The organism is Lentilactobacillus parabuchneri DSM 5707 = NBRC 107865 (genome assembly GCF_001435315.1).
GTDB lineage: Bacteria > Bacillota > Bacilli > Lactobacillales > Lactobacillaceae > Lentilactobacillus > Lentilactobacillus parabuchneri.
On record NZ_AZGK01000010.1, the window covers coordinates 24,845 to 39,739 of the forward strand.

Below are 14,895 nucleotides of genomic sequence, written 5' to 3' on the forward strand. Positions count from 1 at the left end.
AAGCTAACTGACGTTACTTTACCACCAGCCAACTATCGGTCCCACCATGTACAAACCAAATGCCATCACAGTCAGGCATAGAGTCGTCACAAGGTATCGGTACCACCCGTGCATCCGGTATTTTGCGGGAAGGGCTTTGGCTTCCAACATCAGCAACAGCCCCAACACAATCGGCAGCATGAGCGCATTAAGGACTTCAACGCCAACCGCCATATCAACGAGTTGAACATTCGCCAATACCAATACGGCACCAATAACGTGTGCCAGGGTATAAATCACATAAAAGCCCATATTTTTCTTATTAAACGGTTCGTTTAAACTGTGTTTCCAGTTAAGAACCTCGGTGACGCCCCACGTCCCGGCCAAGGCGACCACCAATGCGGCAACCAGGGAGCCGCCAAGCAAGCTGACGCCGATCAATAGTTTGGCTGTCTGGCCGCCAATATAAGGGCCGAGGGCAGCAGCCAGATCACCCACGGACCCAAGCGGTTGGTTATGCCCATTTTTGCCAACCGTTGCTGCAAAGACAACCACGAACAGAATCATGATCCCCTGGGTTAAAAACGTCCCAACCAAAGTATCATGCTTGGCCTTTTTAATTGATGACGGTTGAAGCTGCTTATCAACGACGGCGCTTTGCTGGTAAAAAATCATCCAGGGCATAATGACCGCGCCGACGTTGGCTGCAACTAAGTATATGTATGAACGATGTTTCCAAGGAATGGTTGTGAGACCGTTTAAAATGTCTCCGGGTTGCGGCTTGACGAGAAATATCGCCCCAATAAATGCCAGTTCCGCCAAGCCAATGATGACGCCGATTTTTTCGGTCCTCCGATAACTTCCTGTAAATGCCACTGCAATCAATCCCACCGTGGCAATGGGAATCGTGATCCATTTTGAAACACCAAACAGTTCGCCGACGCCGGCGACTCCCACAAATTCTGTCAACAACGCACCAATTGAAGAAATGGCCAGGGTGGCCGCTGACACCCAGGCCCATCCCTTACCGAAATTCTCCCTGATCAATTCGCCGTGGCCCTTTCCAGTGACAATCCCCAACCTGACGGTCATTTCCTGAGCCATATACAAAATCGGAATGAGCAACAATTGGGGAAGAACCATCGCGTAGCCCCATTGAGCACCAGACTGGGCCGCGGTGATGAGACACCCCGCATCCGTGTCGGCAAGCATCACAATGAGTCCGGGTCCAAAGACCTTCAGCCAATGACCCACTCCTTCTCGCTGGCCCAATTCATTAATCGGGCCGGAAATATCAACAACTTCTTTCATAAGCATTTCTCCTTTTTAGTGAATGCCCAGTTCAAGTTTGGCCTCACGTGACATTTTATCAATCGACCACGCCGGTTCCCAAACCAGGTTGATTTTGACCTGCTTGACCTGTTCCAAGGCCATTAACTCCTCTTCGATTGCAGCATTCAGGTATTCGGTTAACGGACACCCCGCAATCGTTAAGGTCATCGTCACGGTACAGAGACCCTGCTCATCTAATTCAACGTTATAAATCAGGCCGAGATTCACGATATCAATGGCAAGTTCTGGATCAACCACGTCTTCGAGAACCGCCATTGCCTGATCTTTAAATGACCGCTCAGTGTTCATAAGCTCATCTCCTATCCAATCGATCCTTCCATTTCAAAGCTGATGAGTCGATTAAGCTCGACAGCATACTCCATCGGCAACTCTTTGGTGAATGGCTCCACGAAGCTCATAATAATCATTTCAGTTGCTTTGGCCTCTGGGATGCCCCGGCTCATCAAATAATACAATTGTTCCTCAGAAATTTTCGAAACTTTTGTCTCATGTTCCATCGATACGTTATTGTTCAAAATTTCGTTATAGGGGATCGTATCACTGGATGATTGGTCATCCATAATAATCGTGTCGCACTCCACGTGGGCAAACGAGCCATCTGAATGACGGCCAAACTTAATTTTGCCACGATAATCAACCGCACCGCCGTCTTTGGCAATTGATTTGGAAACAACCGATGACGAGGTGTTTGGCGCATTATGAATCATCTGAGCACCGGTATCAGAGTCAATGTTTCGACCGGCAACCGCAATTGACAGCATCGTCCCCCGTGCCCCCTCACCGTTTAAATAAACGGAGGGATACTTCATCGTTACCTTTGAGCCCAGGTTGCCATCCACCCACTCCATAATTGCGCCTTCCAGTGCTTGGGCCCGTTTGGTTTCCAAGCTGTAGACGTTGTTGGACCAATTCTGAATGGTCGTGTATCGGCAGTAGGCGTGCGGCAAGACGTTGACTTCAACAACCGCTGCGTGCAGGCTGTCGCTCTTGTATGTCGGTGCCGTACAGCCTTCAACGTATTCGACGTGGGCCCCTTCGTCAACAATAATCAAAGTGCGTTCAAACTGCCCGGATTTTTCGGCGTTAATTCGAAAATACGATTGAATCGGAGTCGTCAACGAAACCCCCTTAGGAACATAGATAAACGTTCCGCCAGACCAGACAGCCGAGTTTAGCGCCGCATACTTATTGTTTGTCGGTTTAACTAGTTTGCCGAACCACTTTTTAAACAACTCCGGATACTTTTGTAGCGCCGTATCGGTATCGGTAAAAATAATCCCCAGCTTTTCAAACTGTTCTTGCATATTGTGATAAACCACTTCCGACTCGTACTGGGCAGATGAACCCGCCAAATACTTTCGCTCGGCTTGAGGAACCCCCAACCGGTCAAAAGTCGTTTTAATTTTGTCTGGAACGTCATCCCAGTCCCGGTACTGCTTATCCGTTGCTTTTTGATAAAACGTCATATTCTCTAAATCAAGTTTGGTCAAGTCCGGCCCGAAATCAGGTTCCGGCATTTTGAGATAAGCTTGATACGCTGCCAGCCGATAATCAAGCATCCATTTGGGTTCATGCTTTTCAGCGGAAATCTCTCTCACAATGGCTTCCGTTAATCCCTTACCCGTTGAATAAACGGGCGTGACATTATCGTGAAATCCGTATTCATAGTCCTTGTCTTTAATAATCTCAGAAACATCAGTCATTGAAATCAGCTCCTTTTTGTCCCAGTATCTCATCGACTGCGTGCCAAGCTAAGGCCGCACACTTAATTCTTGCGGGAAATTCCGCCACCGACCCGACTAACGCCGCATCCCCCAGTGCATCTTCATCCGTCGACGTAATGGACTCGCCAGTAATTAAATGAGAAAACGCCATCACCAACTCACGGGCTCTTGATACCGGCTGGTGAAGCAACGCCATTGTCATCAGACTGGCTGATGCCTGCGAAATCGTGCAACCAGACCCCGAAAATGACAAGTCTTCAATTTGGTCATGGTCAATCAAAACTGAGACGTTGATCACGTCACCGCACGTCGGATTGCGTAACTGCAGCTTCCCAGTTGCTTGCGGTAAGTCACCGTAATGCTTCGGGTGCTGGGCATTTTCCAAAATAACTTCTTTATACAATTCGTTTAATTTAGCTAATCCCATCGGCAAAAAACTCCTTTACTGCGGTGATTGCGTGAATGAAACGGTCGGCATCCTGTTGTGTGTTATAAAAATAAAAGCTGGCTCGAGCAGTTGCCTCAACGTTCAAATATTCCATGAGTGGCTGAGCGCAGTGGTGCCCCGCACGAACCGCGATTCCCTCCATATCAAGACCGGTCGCAAGGTCGTGGGGATGAAGCCCCCAAACATTAAATGAGAGCACCCCCGTGTGTTTATCGGGATCGGGTGGCCCATACACCCGGACGCCGTCGATTGCCAACAGACGAGGCAACGTATACTTCACCAAGTCTTTTTCGTAAGCCAATACATTGTCCATTCCCAACTCATTTAAATAGTCAATTGCCCTGCCCAACGCAATTGCGCCGCTAATGTTGGGTGTTCCTGCTTCAAATTTCCAAGGCAACTCTTTAAACGAAGCATCCTGGTGGTGGACAAAATCGATCATCTCACCGCCAAACTGGGCTGGCGGCATCATATTTAGTAAAGCTTCTTTACCGTATAATACGCCGATACCGGTCGGCGCCAACATTTTATGTCCTGAAAGTGCGTAAAAATCAACATCCAGGTCCGAAACGTCAATCGGCATGTGCGGTGCAGCCTGAGCCCCGTCAGCAATTATGTATGCACCGTGCTGATGGGCCAGCTTGGCGAGTTCTTTAATTGGATTAACAACACCCATCACATTTGACGCGTGGGCAATTGCCACAATTTTTGTCCGGTCAGTAATTAGCTCACGAGCGCTTTGTATGTCCAATTCTCCGTCAGCGGTTAAACCAATGTATTTTAAAGTTGCATGCTGTTTTTGGGCAACTTGTTGCCAAGGAACGATATTGCTGTGATGTTCCAATTCAGAAATCACAATTTCATCGCCCTCGGAAACGACCAGGTTACCAAAGCTGGCCGCAATCCAATTAAGGCTTTCGGTTGTGGAGCGGGTAAAAATGATCGACCGCCTGGATGGCGCATTGATGAATTCGGCAACCTTATCTCGGGAAGCTTCGTAGCTTTCGGTCGCCCGCTCAGCTAATGTATGGACCCCACGGTGGACGTTTGCGTTGTCGTGTTGGTAATAGTCCATAATGGCGTTTAAAACCGCCAGCGGCTTTTGTGTGGTGGCCGCATTGTCCAGATAGACTAATGGTTCACCATTAACTTGTTGGTTAAGTATCGGAAAATCTTGTCTGGAATTATTCAGTCCCTTGTCCATTTGTCAGCTTCCTCTCGATTAGTGCGATCATTTGCTGGCGAACCTCGGCAACTGGAATGTCTGACAGAACGACACCCAGAAAGCCACGAGCAACCAGCCTTTGTGCGACATCTTTTGTCAGTCCTCTGCTCATCAAATAATAAAGTTGATCCTGGTTAATCCGGCCAACGCTGGCTGCGTGACCGGCGATGACATCATTTTCATCAATTAACAAAATCGGATTGGCATCCCCACGTGCCTTTGGTGACAGCATCAAAACCCTGTTTTCCTGTTGGGCCTTTGCGCCGTGAGCGCCTTTGATAATCTTGCCGATCCCATTGAAGACCAAAGCTGAACGCCCCAATAAAATCCCACGCTGCAAAATATTTCCTTCGGAGTGGCGACCGTAGTTGGTCACTTGGGTATCAATCCCTTGGGTTTGACGATCGGTCGAAATCGCCACCGTCTGCATCTCGGTATGCGAGCCACTACCCACTAGATCAGAGTCAAAGTCGGCGATCGTATTCCCGTCATTTAAGATACCGACTGTCCAGTCGATCCTGGCATCCTGCGCCAAAAAGCCGCGACGGTTAATGTAAGAATGCGTCGTTTCTCCCAACGAATCCAGTGCAGAGAATCTAACGTAACTGCCCGCTTGTGCCACAATTTCTACCATGATATGGGCGGGGTTGGCCGTTTCTCCGAGTGTTTCCGAGCGTTGAAGCACTTGAAACCGACTATTTTCTCCGGCGACGATTAAGGTGTGGTTGACAAAGTTTTCGGCCTGACGGCTATCCTGAACTTGAAGGAGATTAATGGGGGCCTTGACCTCAACGTTGTCAGGAACGTATAGAAATGCCCCGCCATTTAGGAGGGCCGCGTTAACTGCCGTGAGCCGATTTTCATCAACATGAACGGCTTTTTGAAATAAAAATTTGCGAACCAGGTCACTGTGTTGATGAATCGCCGTGCCTATGTCACATAAAATAACGCCTTGAGCGGCTAATTCATCGGGCAACGCCGTTTTCACAACCAGTTGTCCAAGGCTGGCAAATTGGTAGCCAGTTGCGTCATTTTGGATACTTTCAGGAACGGTTACATTTAAGACCGGTTGGTTGGTGAACGCCAGCAGTGGCCAACTGTGGTAATTGATTTTAGCAAAGACCGGCATCGCCAACGTGGGAATTTGCTGCCAAGCTTGGTTTCTTAACGTTTGGAGCCACTCGGGTTCATTTGAAAATGCCGCGTTCTGTAACAAAACCGGGTTCATTTCCAACGTTGTGGTTTTCATCATGTTACTTACCCCCGTTTCCTGCCGGGACGTCTTCATCAACTAGATTAACTTCAAGCCCAAGTTCGTCTCTTAAGCCGGCGTAACCGGTTGATTCAAGCTCATTTGCAAGCGTTGCATCGCCAGTCTTAACAATTTTTCCGCCCATCATCACATGGACCTGATCGGGGTGAATGTAATTCAACAAGCGCTGATAATGGGTAATCATCAAAACGCCGAAGTCTGGACTGGCCATTTGATTTACCCCCTTAGCAACGACTTGAAGTGCGTCAATATCAAGTCCCGAATCAATTTCATCCAAGATAGCGAAGGTTGGCTTAATCGTCATTAATTGAAGAATTTCATTGCGCTTTTTTTCACCGCCTGAAAAGCCTTCATTCAAGTAGCGCTCCGTCATGTCGTCGGACATATTTAAAACTTCCAAATTCCGATCTAAATCTTTTAAGAATGTGCGAATTGGAATCGGATCCTCAGCAGGTCGGGTGGCATTCACAGCGGCTCTCATAAACTCGAGGTTCGTAATGCCCTTAATTTCAGCCGGGTACTGCATGGCTAAAAATAGTCCTGCTCTTGCCCGTTCGTCAACCGGCTTACCCAACAGGCTCACACCATCTAATGTAATGTCGCCCTGTGTCACAAGATACTTTGGATTTCCCATGATGGTCTCCGATAAAGTCGACTTACCGGTTCCGTTGGGGCCCATAATGGCATGGGTCTCCCCCGTGTTCATGGTGAGATTGACACCTTTTAGAATTTCCTTGGTTGCTTTTGTCTCTTCATCAGACACGCTGACGTGAAGATCAGTTACTTTCAAAGTTGGCATCAGGTAAGCCCCTTTCATCTATCAGCTTCATTATGAGATTATGGTTAAAATCAAATTAATTCAAATAATAAACGCGTCGGCGTCATAACGCAATAACTGATTTTTTCCTCACTCCCTTAGAGCGGAGCTGATTGCCTTTATATTGGGAATGAGCGTTGCAAGGTAAAGTTGAGAAAAAAATAAAACTGAACAATATTTCCAAAAAAAGATTGTTTTATCATCAGATTATCATATTATTAAAACATAACTGAAAAAATAACACATATCTTAAGTAGGTGACGAAATGAGTAAATTATCACGATCGCAGAAGTTAATGTATTCTCCTGAATTCGAACACGATGCTTGTGGAATGGGATTTATCACCCAAGTCGATGGCCATCCCAGTCATGAACTCGTTGAAAAAGCTTTGACGATGCTTCAGCGGATGAATCACCGTGGTGGAACAGGAGCCGAACCCGATACGGGTGATGGCGCCGGAATCTTAATGTCGATGCCGGATGCCTTTTTTCGGAGTCAAATGGCAGAACATGAACTGACGCTTCCACCGAAGGGCGACTATGCCGTTGCCCAACTATTTCTTCCTCACGATGAAGAAAAACGTGACGCAATGCTCTCTGCAGTCATTTCACGAATCAAAGACGCCGGTTTTCCAGTACTGTGGACCCGCTCCGTTCCCTTCGTTTACGAAAGCTGCGGTCCAGCAGCCCAACAATCGATGCCGGGGTTTGTCCAAGTGATTTTAAAACGGTCGGTTGATATGAAGGCCGGGCGGGATTTTGAAGACCGGTTGTACCGCCTAAGACGACAGTTGGAAAAAACGTTTGATCGCCAGTCAATGTATATTTGTTCATTATCCAGCCAAACGATTGTATATAAGGGCATGCTGCACGCCTACCAAGTCAGCCGCTTTTACTCTGACTTACACGACCCTGAGATGAAGAGCTGCATTTGTTTGATTCACTCCCGCTTCTCAACCAACACTTTTCCAAGCTGGGATCGGGCTCAGCCATTTCGTTTTCTGGCGCATAACGGTGAAATCAACACGTTAAAGGGTGCTGAAAACTGGATGACCAGCCATAACATTGAAATTTATGATGAAGATGATTCAGATTCAGCAAAGCTCGAAAACTGCATGGAACATTTGTACCGCCACGGTCGCTCAATTCCACAGTCGTTAATGATGATGATCCCGGAAGCTTGGGAAAAAGACGCCCAAATGTCGACGAGTCAACGAGCATTTGACGAATATAATGCGTCCTTTACAGCACCGTGGGATGGCCCGGCAGCGCTCTGCTTCACGGACGGCATTCAAGTTGGGGCCTTCCTGGATCGAAACGGCTTACGGCCATCGCGATTTACCCTGACCAAAGATAATCTGTTGGTGGTTGCCTCTGAGTCCGGTGTCGTCGATATCGCTCCTCAAGACATAGCCGATAAAGGGATTCTTTCACCTGCCCAAATGATTCTGGTCGATACACAAAAGGGCAAAATCTATAAGACCGATGATCTCAAACAGCAATATGCAAAGGCCCATCCTTACGCCCAGTGGTTAGCTGCCAATCGACTGACCTTAAACGATCTGCCGGAAGTTAAATCCGAACCAAAAGTTGCCGGCAGTCAGCTGCAAACCCTCTGGCGAAGAAACGGCTACACCCATGAAGTCATCGAAACGGCCTTAATCCCGATGGCCAAAAATGGTGGCGAGCCCGTTGTCGCAATGGGGTTTGACTCCCCTTTGGCTGTCTTGAGTCATAAATCAGAATCACTGTTTACCTACTTTAAACAGTCATTTGCGCAAGTCACGAATCCACCAATTGATCCCTTACGAGAAAAAGTTGTCATCAGTACCACCCTCTTCTTGGGCCGCGATGATGACATTACAAAAGATACCAGCGGAAACTGTCAAAAGCTCAAAATTGACAGCCCGATTTTGACTGACCAAGATTATGCAAAACTGATGGCGCTGGATCTTCCCGCTTTCAAGGTGACGAAGCTTTCACTGGCTTATGACCTAACAGCGACACCCAATCGATTGGCCCACGTCTTGGAACACCTTTTCAAGCAGGCTGAAAATGCGATTGATGCCGGATCCACCATTCTGATTTTATCCGACCGTCCAGTTGCCAAGGGACAGATGACAATCCCCGTATTGCTAGCAGTTGCCGGCTTAAACAATTACCTGGTCCGCCAGGGAAAAGGTACTGCGGCATCAATCGTCGTTGACACTGCCGAAGCATGTGAAATCCACCACTTTGCCTGTTTAATCGGCTATGGTGCCATGGCCATTCATCCCTACGGCGCATTTTCCACCCTTGCGCAACGTGGATACGCCCAACAAATTCCCAATTATGCCAAAGCAGCCACCAAAGGGGTTATCAAGATCATGAGTCGGATGGGTATCTCGACGGTTGCCGGATATAAGGGTGCTCAATTGTTCGAAGCAGTTGGCTTGGCGGACTCCGTCATTGACCAATACTTCACTGGCACCCCAAGCAGAATTGGCGGCATTGACCTCAACCAAATTGAGGCTGAATATCAACAACGCTATGATTTAGCCTTCAGCAGCCATTCGATCGATGATTTGCCTTCGGGCGGCAGTTTCCAATACAAAGCCGATGGTGAATATCATTTATATAATCCAAAATCAATTTATCAGTTTCAAAAGGCCGTTCGAACAGATGATTATCAAGAATATCAAAAATACGCGATCGAAATGAACCAAGACGCGTTGGATAACCCAACGACGTTAAGATCCATGTGGACCATTAAACAGGCCGGCAACACCCCGGTTCCGTTAAGTGAAGTTGAGCCGGTCAGTTCAATTGTCAAGCGTTTTAAAGCCGGTGCCATGAGTTTTGGGGCACTTTCACAAGAAGCTCACGAAACCATTGCAATTGCCATGAATCGTTTAGGTGCCCGCAGCAACACGGGTGAAGGCGGTGAGAACCGCAACCGATTCAAAGTGGGACCAGACGGCATTGACCGCAATAGCAAAATTAAGCAGGTATCCACTGCTCGTTTTGGCGTCAACACAGAATATCTGATGAGTGCCGACGAAATCCAAATCAAAATGGCACAAGGTGCAAAGCCGGGTGAAGGTGGCCAGTTACCCGCCGGAAAAGCTTATCCCTGGGTCGCCAACATCCGTGGGTCAATTGCCGGCGTTCAGCTGATTTCGCCGCCGCCCCACCATGATATTTATTCAATCGAAGACTTGGCCCAATTGATCTATGACTTAAAGCAGGTCAATCCATACGCCATTATCAACGTTAAATTGGTTTCCTCAACGGGCGTTGGAACGATTGCCGCCGGAGTGGTGAAGGCCGGCGCCAATACCGTTGTAATTTCCGGATACGACGGCGGTACCGGAGCAGCGCCCAGAAACTCCACAAGAGACTGTGGCCTGCCCTGGGAAATGGGCTTGGCGGACGCGCACCAAACGCTGGCCTTAAACCATCTGCGACAGCGAACCACACTGGAAGTTGACGGTAAATTACTCACCGGACGAGACATCGCGATTGCGATTATGCTGGGGGCAGAAGAATTTAGCTTTGCGACCCTGACAATGGTGGCAATTGGCTGTGTCATGATGCGCAAATGCAACTTAAATACGTGTCCCGTCGGCATTACCACTCAAAATCCGGATCTCAGAAAGCTGTATGCCGGAAAGCCGGAACACATTATCAGCATGATGCACTTTTTGGCACAGGATTTGCGGGAACAAATGGCCCAACTTGGGTATCGAACGGTTGATCAAATGGTTGGCCACGGAGAGCATTTGGCCCCACGTTATGTTCCTTCAGGAAAAGCAAAAACCCTTGATTATGACCGGATTTTAAACAAGACCATTCCAATTGAACGCAAAGTCAAAAATCCATTTAAGCCCAAATACGACTGGCCAGATCTTGATACATTTGCTAAAGCCAGCTTAAAAAACGGAACTTCAACCAGTGTTGACCTGCCAATTGATAACACGATGCGAGCCGTCGGAACAAGAATGGGCGGCTGGATCGCGGCGCACTTCGGCAACTACGGGTTGGCCCCCGGCGCAATGAAATTCAATTACGTTGGAATTGCCGGTCAAAGTTTTGGCGCCTTCATTACCCAGGGCATGGAAGTAAAATTAACTGGTGAAGCCAACGACTATGTTGGTAAAGGACTTTCGGGTGGCCGGTTGATTGTCGCCTCTCCAAAGCAGGCCCGTGCTATCTATGCCCATTCGCCAATCATCGGAAACGTCGCTTGCTTCGGCGCAACTGGTGGCGAAGCTTACTTTAACGGCCGGGCTGGTGAACGTTTCTGCGTCCGAAATTCCGGTGCAAAGGTTGTCGTTGAAGGAATCGGGAATAATGGCTGTGAATATATGACCGGCGGGGTGGCCGTTATTTTAGGCCGAACCGGTCGCAATTTCGCAGCTGGAATGTCTGGCGGGGTCGCCTATGTCTATGATTGGACACAGACCTTCGAACAAAACTGCAATCAAGAGCTGGTCGACCTGTACCACATTGGTGAAAATGGTGATGACCGCATCCTACTGGACTTGCTAAAAAAACACTACAAGTACACTGGTTCAGAAATAGCCAAACATATTATTGATAACTGGCAAACCGAAAAACAAACGTTTATCAAAGTCTATCCGCGTGATTATCACCGAATGAAAGACCTAATTAATCAATTTACCAAGCCCGGCATTTCTCAAGAACAAATCATTGAAAAGGCCTTTTACACGGCCACCGGTCAAGAATAGGGGGAAACAATATGGCAGATCCAAAAGGCTTTCTCAAATACGGCCGTAAAGACAATCCAATGCGTCCAATCATGCAGCGGATCAAAGATTTTGACGCAATGGAATTAGACTTGGATGATGGCGACCGAAGACAGCAGGCGGCACGGTGTATGAACTGTGGGATTCCTTTTTGTCACCACGGCGTTTTCTACGGTGGCGGCCGGGCAGTAGCCGGTTGTCCAAACGATAATCTAATCCCCGAGTGGAATGACTTGGTGTATCAAAGCCGCGATCAGCAAGCTTTCGAGCGATTAACCAAGACGAACTATCTACCGGACATGACCGGTAGAGTTTGTCCTGCGCCGTGTGAAGCGGCCTGTGTGCAAGCATTGAATGGCCCCGGCATTACCATTCGGAACAACGAGAAATTCATTATCGAACAGGGATTCAAATACGGCTGGGTGGTCGACTCCGGCAAACCACTGCATCGAACCGGCAAAAAGATCGCCGTTATCGGTAGCGGCCCTGCCGGGATTTCAGTTGCCTGGCGACTGAATCAACTTGGCCATTCTGTCACAATTTTTGAACGTGACGATCGTTTTGGCGGCCTCCTCATGTATGGGATTCCAAATATGAAGCTTCCAAAAAACATCGTTGAACGCCGGATTGAAACCCTACGTCAAGTTGGCATCGAGCTGGTCGCAAATACTGAAGTCGGCAAGGATATTTCCGCGGATGAATTGCGCAATCGGTTTGACCGAATTGTCATCTGCACCGGCGCACGTGAAGCCAGAAACCTTGATGTTGAAGGTCGTGACCTCAAAGGGATTTATCAAGCTGTTGATTACCTGCGCCTGTCGACTCAAGCCATCATGAATGATGGTGTCGCCGCAACCACCAGTCTAAAAGGAAAACACGTATTGGTTCTTGGTGGCGGCGATACGGGAAATGATTGTATCGGCACTGTCATTCGCCAGGGCTGCGCCGGAATTACCCAGTTGGAAATTAATCCGTCTCTTCCAAAGGAACGAACCGAAGCCAATCAGTGGCCAGAGTGGCCAATGGTTCAAAAAAATGGTTACGGCCAAAAAGAAGCCAGAGCGCTGTTTGGTGACATTACCAGTTACTCAAAAACAGCAACGGCCTTTTACGGCAAGAATGGCGTTGTCACCGAGGCACGAATTAGTCACGTCAAAAATCACCAACCGATTCCAGGTGATGAAACCACCGTCAAAGCCGACCTCGTCTTATTGGCCATGGGGTTCAAGGGTGCAGAACAGTGGTTATTTGATCAGTTCAATGTCACCAAGCGTAATAAGGATTATACGACCAATGACAGTCAGGTCTTTGTCGCAGGCGATTGCCGTCGCGGCCCCAGCTTAGTTATTTGGGGCATCCACGAAGGGCGAATGTGTGCGGAAAAAGTTGATGCCACGCTTAATGTGTAATGAATCGAACCAATTTTGATAGCAGGAGGGACTGAAAACCATCGAGTTTGTGGTTTTCAGTCCCTCTTTTATTGCAAGTGCTTATTTAATTCTGAGATCTTGGTCGACATCATAAACTTCGACGCAGTATCCACGATACCCGCAGTGTGGACAAGTTAATTTCCGTGTCTTTGGGGTATGTTTTGAAAACGCAAAATCCCGCCAACTCGGCTTAAAGTGCTGATGACAGTTTGGGCAGATGTAGGCGACTTTCTTGTAATAATCCCAGACAATCCAAATGGCCATGATGACCACAAGTGGGAAAATAATTGCAGCTGGAATCCAATTCCCCGACATGATCCAGACAATGACGGCAAAGATCTCCAACCCATCCATCATTAGCCCCCATGTGATCATCCACCAACGGAACCGCGTTAACTTTGGTTTGCTTTCCATAATATTTTCGATGCCGTCTAAATCAGTTTGAGAGATTAGCGAATAATCTGTTAGACTGTCTTGAACTTTGCGAATCATTTCCAATTGAGATCTCGTTGTTTTCATTTCGTGTTTGAGGTTTTTCTCCTGTTCTTGAAGCATCAGTGATAAGACCTGCGTCGAGTTGTCCTCTGATAGCAGGTCTTTAATTGTCGCCAATGACAACCCCATTGATTTAAGCAGGATAATCAGGCGCAAAGTTTTAAGCTCCCGGTCGGTATATAAGCGCCGGCCGCCTTCAGAAATCGTCGTTGGATTTAAAATGCCCTTTTGATCATAATATTGAATCGTTCGCACTGAGACGCCACCCAGTTTTGCAAATTCTCCTGTTGTATAAGTCGACATCGTTCTCACCTCCTGATTCTTTTATATCCTATGACGCCGCGTAATGAGCAAGAAAAAAACTAAAATGGTTAAATTAAGCGTCATCGCAAACCAATCACAAACCAGGTTATCGTTTTTGTTGCTTTTTTTTAAGCATACAGCAAAAGCGTCCCGTCAGCCACAGCCGATAGGACGCTTTAAGAGTTGTTAGAATTATTTGCGAAGTTAAAATTTATTGAGCAGTGTAACCACCATCAACAACGAATTCTGCTCCAGTTGCGAATTTGGCTTCATCTGATGCCAAGTAAACGCAGATCCAAGCAATATCGTTAGGCTCACCAATGTGGCCCATTGGGGTCTTTGTCCGTTGTGACATCATTTCTTCGGCACCTTCAAGATCATCAACCAGTGGTGTCTTGATGTAGCCTGGGTGAACCGTATTAACTCGGACGTCGTAGTCCTTTAAAGCACAGTCCAAAGCGGCTGATTTTGACATAATTCTAACCGCACCCTTTGAAGCATTGTAAGCACCCAAAGTTGGGTCGCCGACAAAGCCTTCAATAGAAGACATGTTGATGATTGAAGCGCCGAGGCCCTTGTTTTTCATCCGTTGGATACCCAAACGTGTTCCAAAGAAGACACCGTCTAAGTTGACAGAGAGTAGCTTACGCCATTCTTCAGTCGTTGTTTCCTCAACACTCTTGCTAACCGCAATTCCGGCATTGTTCACAACAGTGGTAACCGGTCCAAATGCGTTTTCGGTTGTATCAAATAACTCAGTCCAACCTGCTTCATCAGAAGCATCGTGTTGAACGAATCGAATAACGTCTGGTCCACCGATTGATTTTGCGGCTTTTTCACCGATATCAGCATGGCGGCCAGTAATCACAACTTTTGCGCCTTCTTCAACAAACTTGTCGGCAATTGCCAAGCCGATTCCAAGTGTTCCACCAGTTACAATAGCAACCTTGCCTTTTAAACGATCAGTCATTTGAGTTCCTCCATAAGGGTATTTTTATTTGTTAGTGATTTATTTCACTAGTTCAGAATACACTGTGTGCAATCGTTTGTAAACAATTTTTTTATTAAAAGCATCATATTGTGATTAATCAAATTAAAAAG

11 protein-coding genes are annotated in these 14,895 nt (G+C 47.4%); 2 read left to right on the forward strand and 9 right to left on the reverse strand.

What is annotated here, in order from left to right:
* Nucleotides 1–18: 18 nt before the first annotated feature.
* Genes FC51_RS09030 through sufC form a run of 7 tightly spaced genes read right to left on the reverse strand, consistent with a single transcriptional unit; the run spans nt 19 to nt 6,801 of the window.
* Nucleotides 19–1,290, reverse strand: a complete 1,272-nt coding sequence (locus FC51_RS09030; RefSeq protein ID WP_057909603.1) for an NRAMP family divalent metal transporter — start codon at nt 1,288–1,290, stop codon at nt 19–21.
* A gap of 15 nt (nt 1,291–1,305) precedes the next feature.
* Complete coding sequence (locus FC51_RS09035; protein WP_057909604.1) at nt 1,306–1,620, reverse strand: metal-sulfur cluster assembly factor; 315 nt, start codon at nt 1,618–1,620, stop codon at nt 1,306–1,308.
* 11 nt (nt 1,621–1,631) lie between these two features.
* Entirely contained in the window at nt 1,632–3,035 is a 1,404-nt protein-coding gene (gene sufB / locus FC51_RS09040; RefSeq protein WP_057909605.1) for a Fe-S cluster assembly protein SufB, read from the reverse strand.
* Nucleotides 3,028–3,483, reverse strand: a complete 456-nt coding sequence (sufU, locus tag FC51_RS09045) for a Fe-S cluster assembly sulfur transfer protein SufU (RefSeq protein WP_057909606.1) — start codon at nt 3,481–3,483, stop codon at nt 3,028–3,030. The genes sufB and sufU overlap by 8 nt, the downstream gene beginning before the upstream one ends.
* On the reverse strand, nt 3,470–4,708 hold the full coding sequence (locus tag FC51_RS09050) for a cysteine desulfurase (protein WP_057909607.1): 1,239 nt from the start codon (nt 4,706–4,708) through the stop codon (nt 3,470–3,472). The genes sufU and FC51_RS09050 overlap by 14 nt, the downstream gene beginning before the upstream one ends.
* Nucleotides 4,689–5,981: a Fe-S cluster assembly protein SufD gene (gene sufD / locus FC51_RS09055; protein WP_057909608.1), complete on the reverse strand. Its 1,293-nt coding sequence runs from the start codon at nt 5,979–5,981 to the stop codon at nt 4,689–4,691. Before sufD ends, FC51_RS09050 begins: the two co-directional genes overlap by 20 nt.
* Nucleotide 5,982: 1 nt before the next feature.
* Complete coding sequence (gene sufC / locus FC51_RS09060) at nt 5,983–6,801, reverse strand: Fe-S cluster assembly ATPase SufC (RefSeq protein ID WP_057909665.1); 819 nt, start codon at nt 6,799–6,801, stop codon at nt 5,983–5,985.
* A gap of 283 nt (nt 6,802–7,084) precedes the next feature.
* Between sufC and gltB the strand changes: the two genes are divergently transcribed.
* Entirely contained in the window at nt 7,085–11,548 is a 4,464-nt protein-coding gene (gene gltB, locus FC51_RS09065) for a glutamate synthase large subunit (RefSeq protein WP_057909609.1), read from the forward strand.
* An 11-nt stretch (nt 11,549–11,559) separates the two neighbouring features.
* Nucleotides 11,560–12,975: a glutamate synthase subunit beta gene (locus FC51_RS09070; RefSeq protein WP_057909610.1), complete on the forward strand. Its 1,416-nt coding sequence runs from the start codon at nt 11,560–11,562 to the stop codon at nt 12,973–12,975.
* Nucleotides 12,976–13,056: 81 nt separating this feature from the next.
* On the opposite strand, the gene FC51_RS09075 is transcribed toward FC51_RS09070, so the two are convergent.
* Entirely contained in the window at nt 13,057–13,794 is a 738-nt protein-coding gene (locus FC51_RS09075) for a MerR family transcriptional regulator (RefSeq protein ID WP_057909611.1), read from the reverse strand.
* Between the two features lie 211 nt (nt 13,795–14,005).
* Complete coding sequence (locus FC51_RS09080; protein WP_057909612.1) at nt 14,006–14,764, reverse strand: NADP-dependent (R)-specific alcohol dehydrogenase; 759 nt, start codon at nt 14,762–14,764, stop codon at nt 14,006–14,008.
* Nucleotides 14,765–14,895 lie beyond the last annotated feature (131 nt).

Coding starts and splice junctions, on each gene's coding strand:
- FC51_RS09030 (WP_057909603.1), bottom strand. CDS start 1,290: ATGAAAGAAGTTGTTGATATTTCCGGCCCGATTAATGAATTGGGCCAG.
- FC51_RS09035 (WP_057909604.1), bottom strand. CDS start 1,620: ATGAACACTGAGCGGTCATTTAAAGATCAGGCAATGGCGGTTCTCGAA.
- sufB (WP_057909605.1), bottom strand. CDS start 3,035: ATGACTGATGTTTCTGAGATTATTAAAGACAAGGACTATGAATACGGA.
- sufU (WP_057909606.1), bottom strand. CDS start 3,483: ATGGGATTAGCTAAATTAAACGAATTGTATAAAGAAGTTATTTTGGAA.
- FC51_RS09050 (WP_057909607.1), bottom strand. CDS start 4,708: ATGGACAAGGGACTGAATAATTCCAGACAAGATTTTCCGATACTTAAC.
- sufD (WP_057909608.1), bottom strand. CDS start 5,981: ATGATGAAAACCACAACGTTGGAAATGAACCCGGTTTTGTTACAGAAC.
- sufC (WP_057909665.1), bottom strand. CDS start 6,801: ATGCCAACTTTGAAAGTAACTGATCTTCACGTCAGCGTGTCTGATGAA.
- gltB (WP_057909609.1), top strand. CDS start 7,085: ATGAGTAAATTATCACGATCGCAGAAGTTAATGTATTCTCCTGAATTC.
- FC51_RS09070 (WP_057909610.1), top strand. CDS start 11,560: ATGGCAGATCCAAAAGGCTTTCTCAAATACGGCCGTAAAGACAATCCA.
- FC51_RS09075 (WP_057909611.1), bottom strand. CDS start 13,794: ATGTCGACTTATACAACAGGAGAATTTGCAAAACTGGGTGGCGTCTCA.
- FC51_RS09080 (WP_057909612.1), bottom strand. CDS start 14,764: ATGACTGATCGTTTAAAAGGCAAGGTTGCTATTGTAACTGGTGGAACA.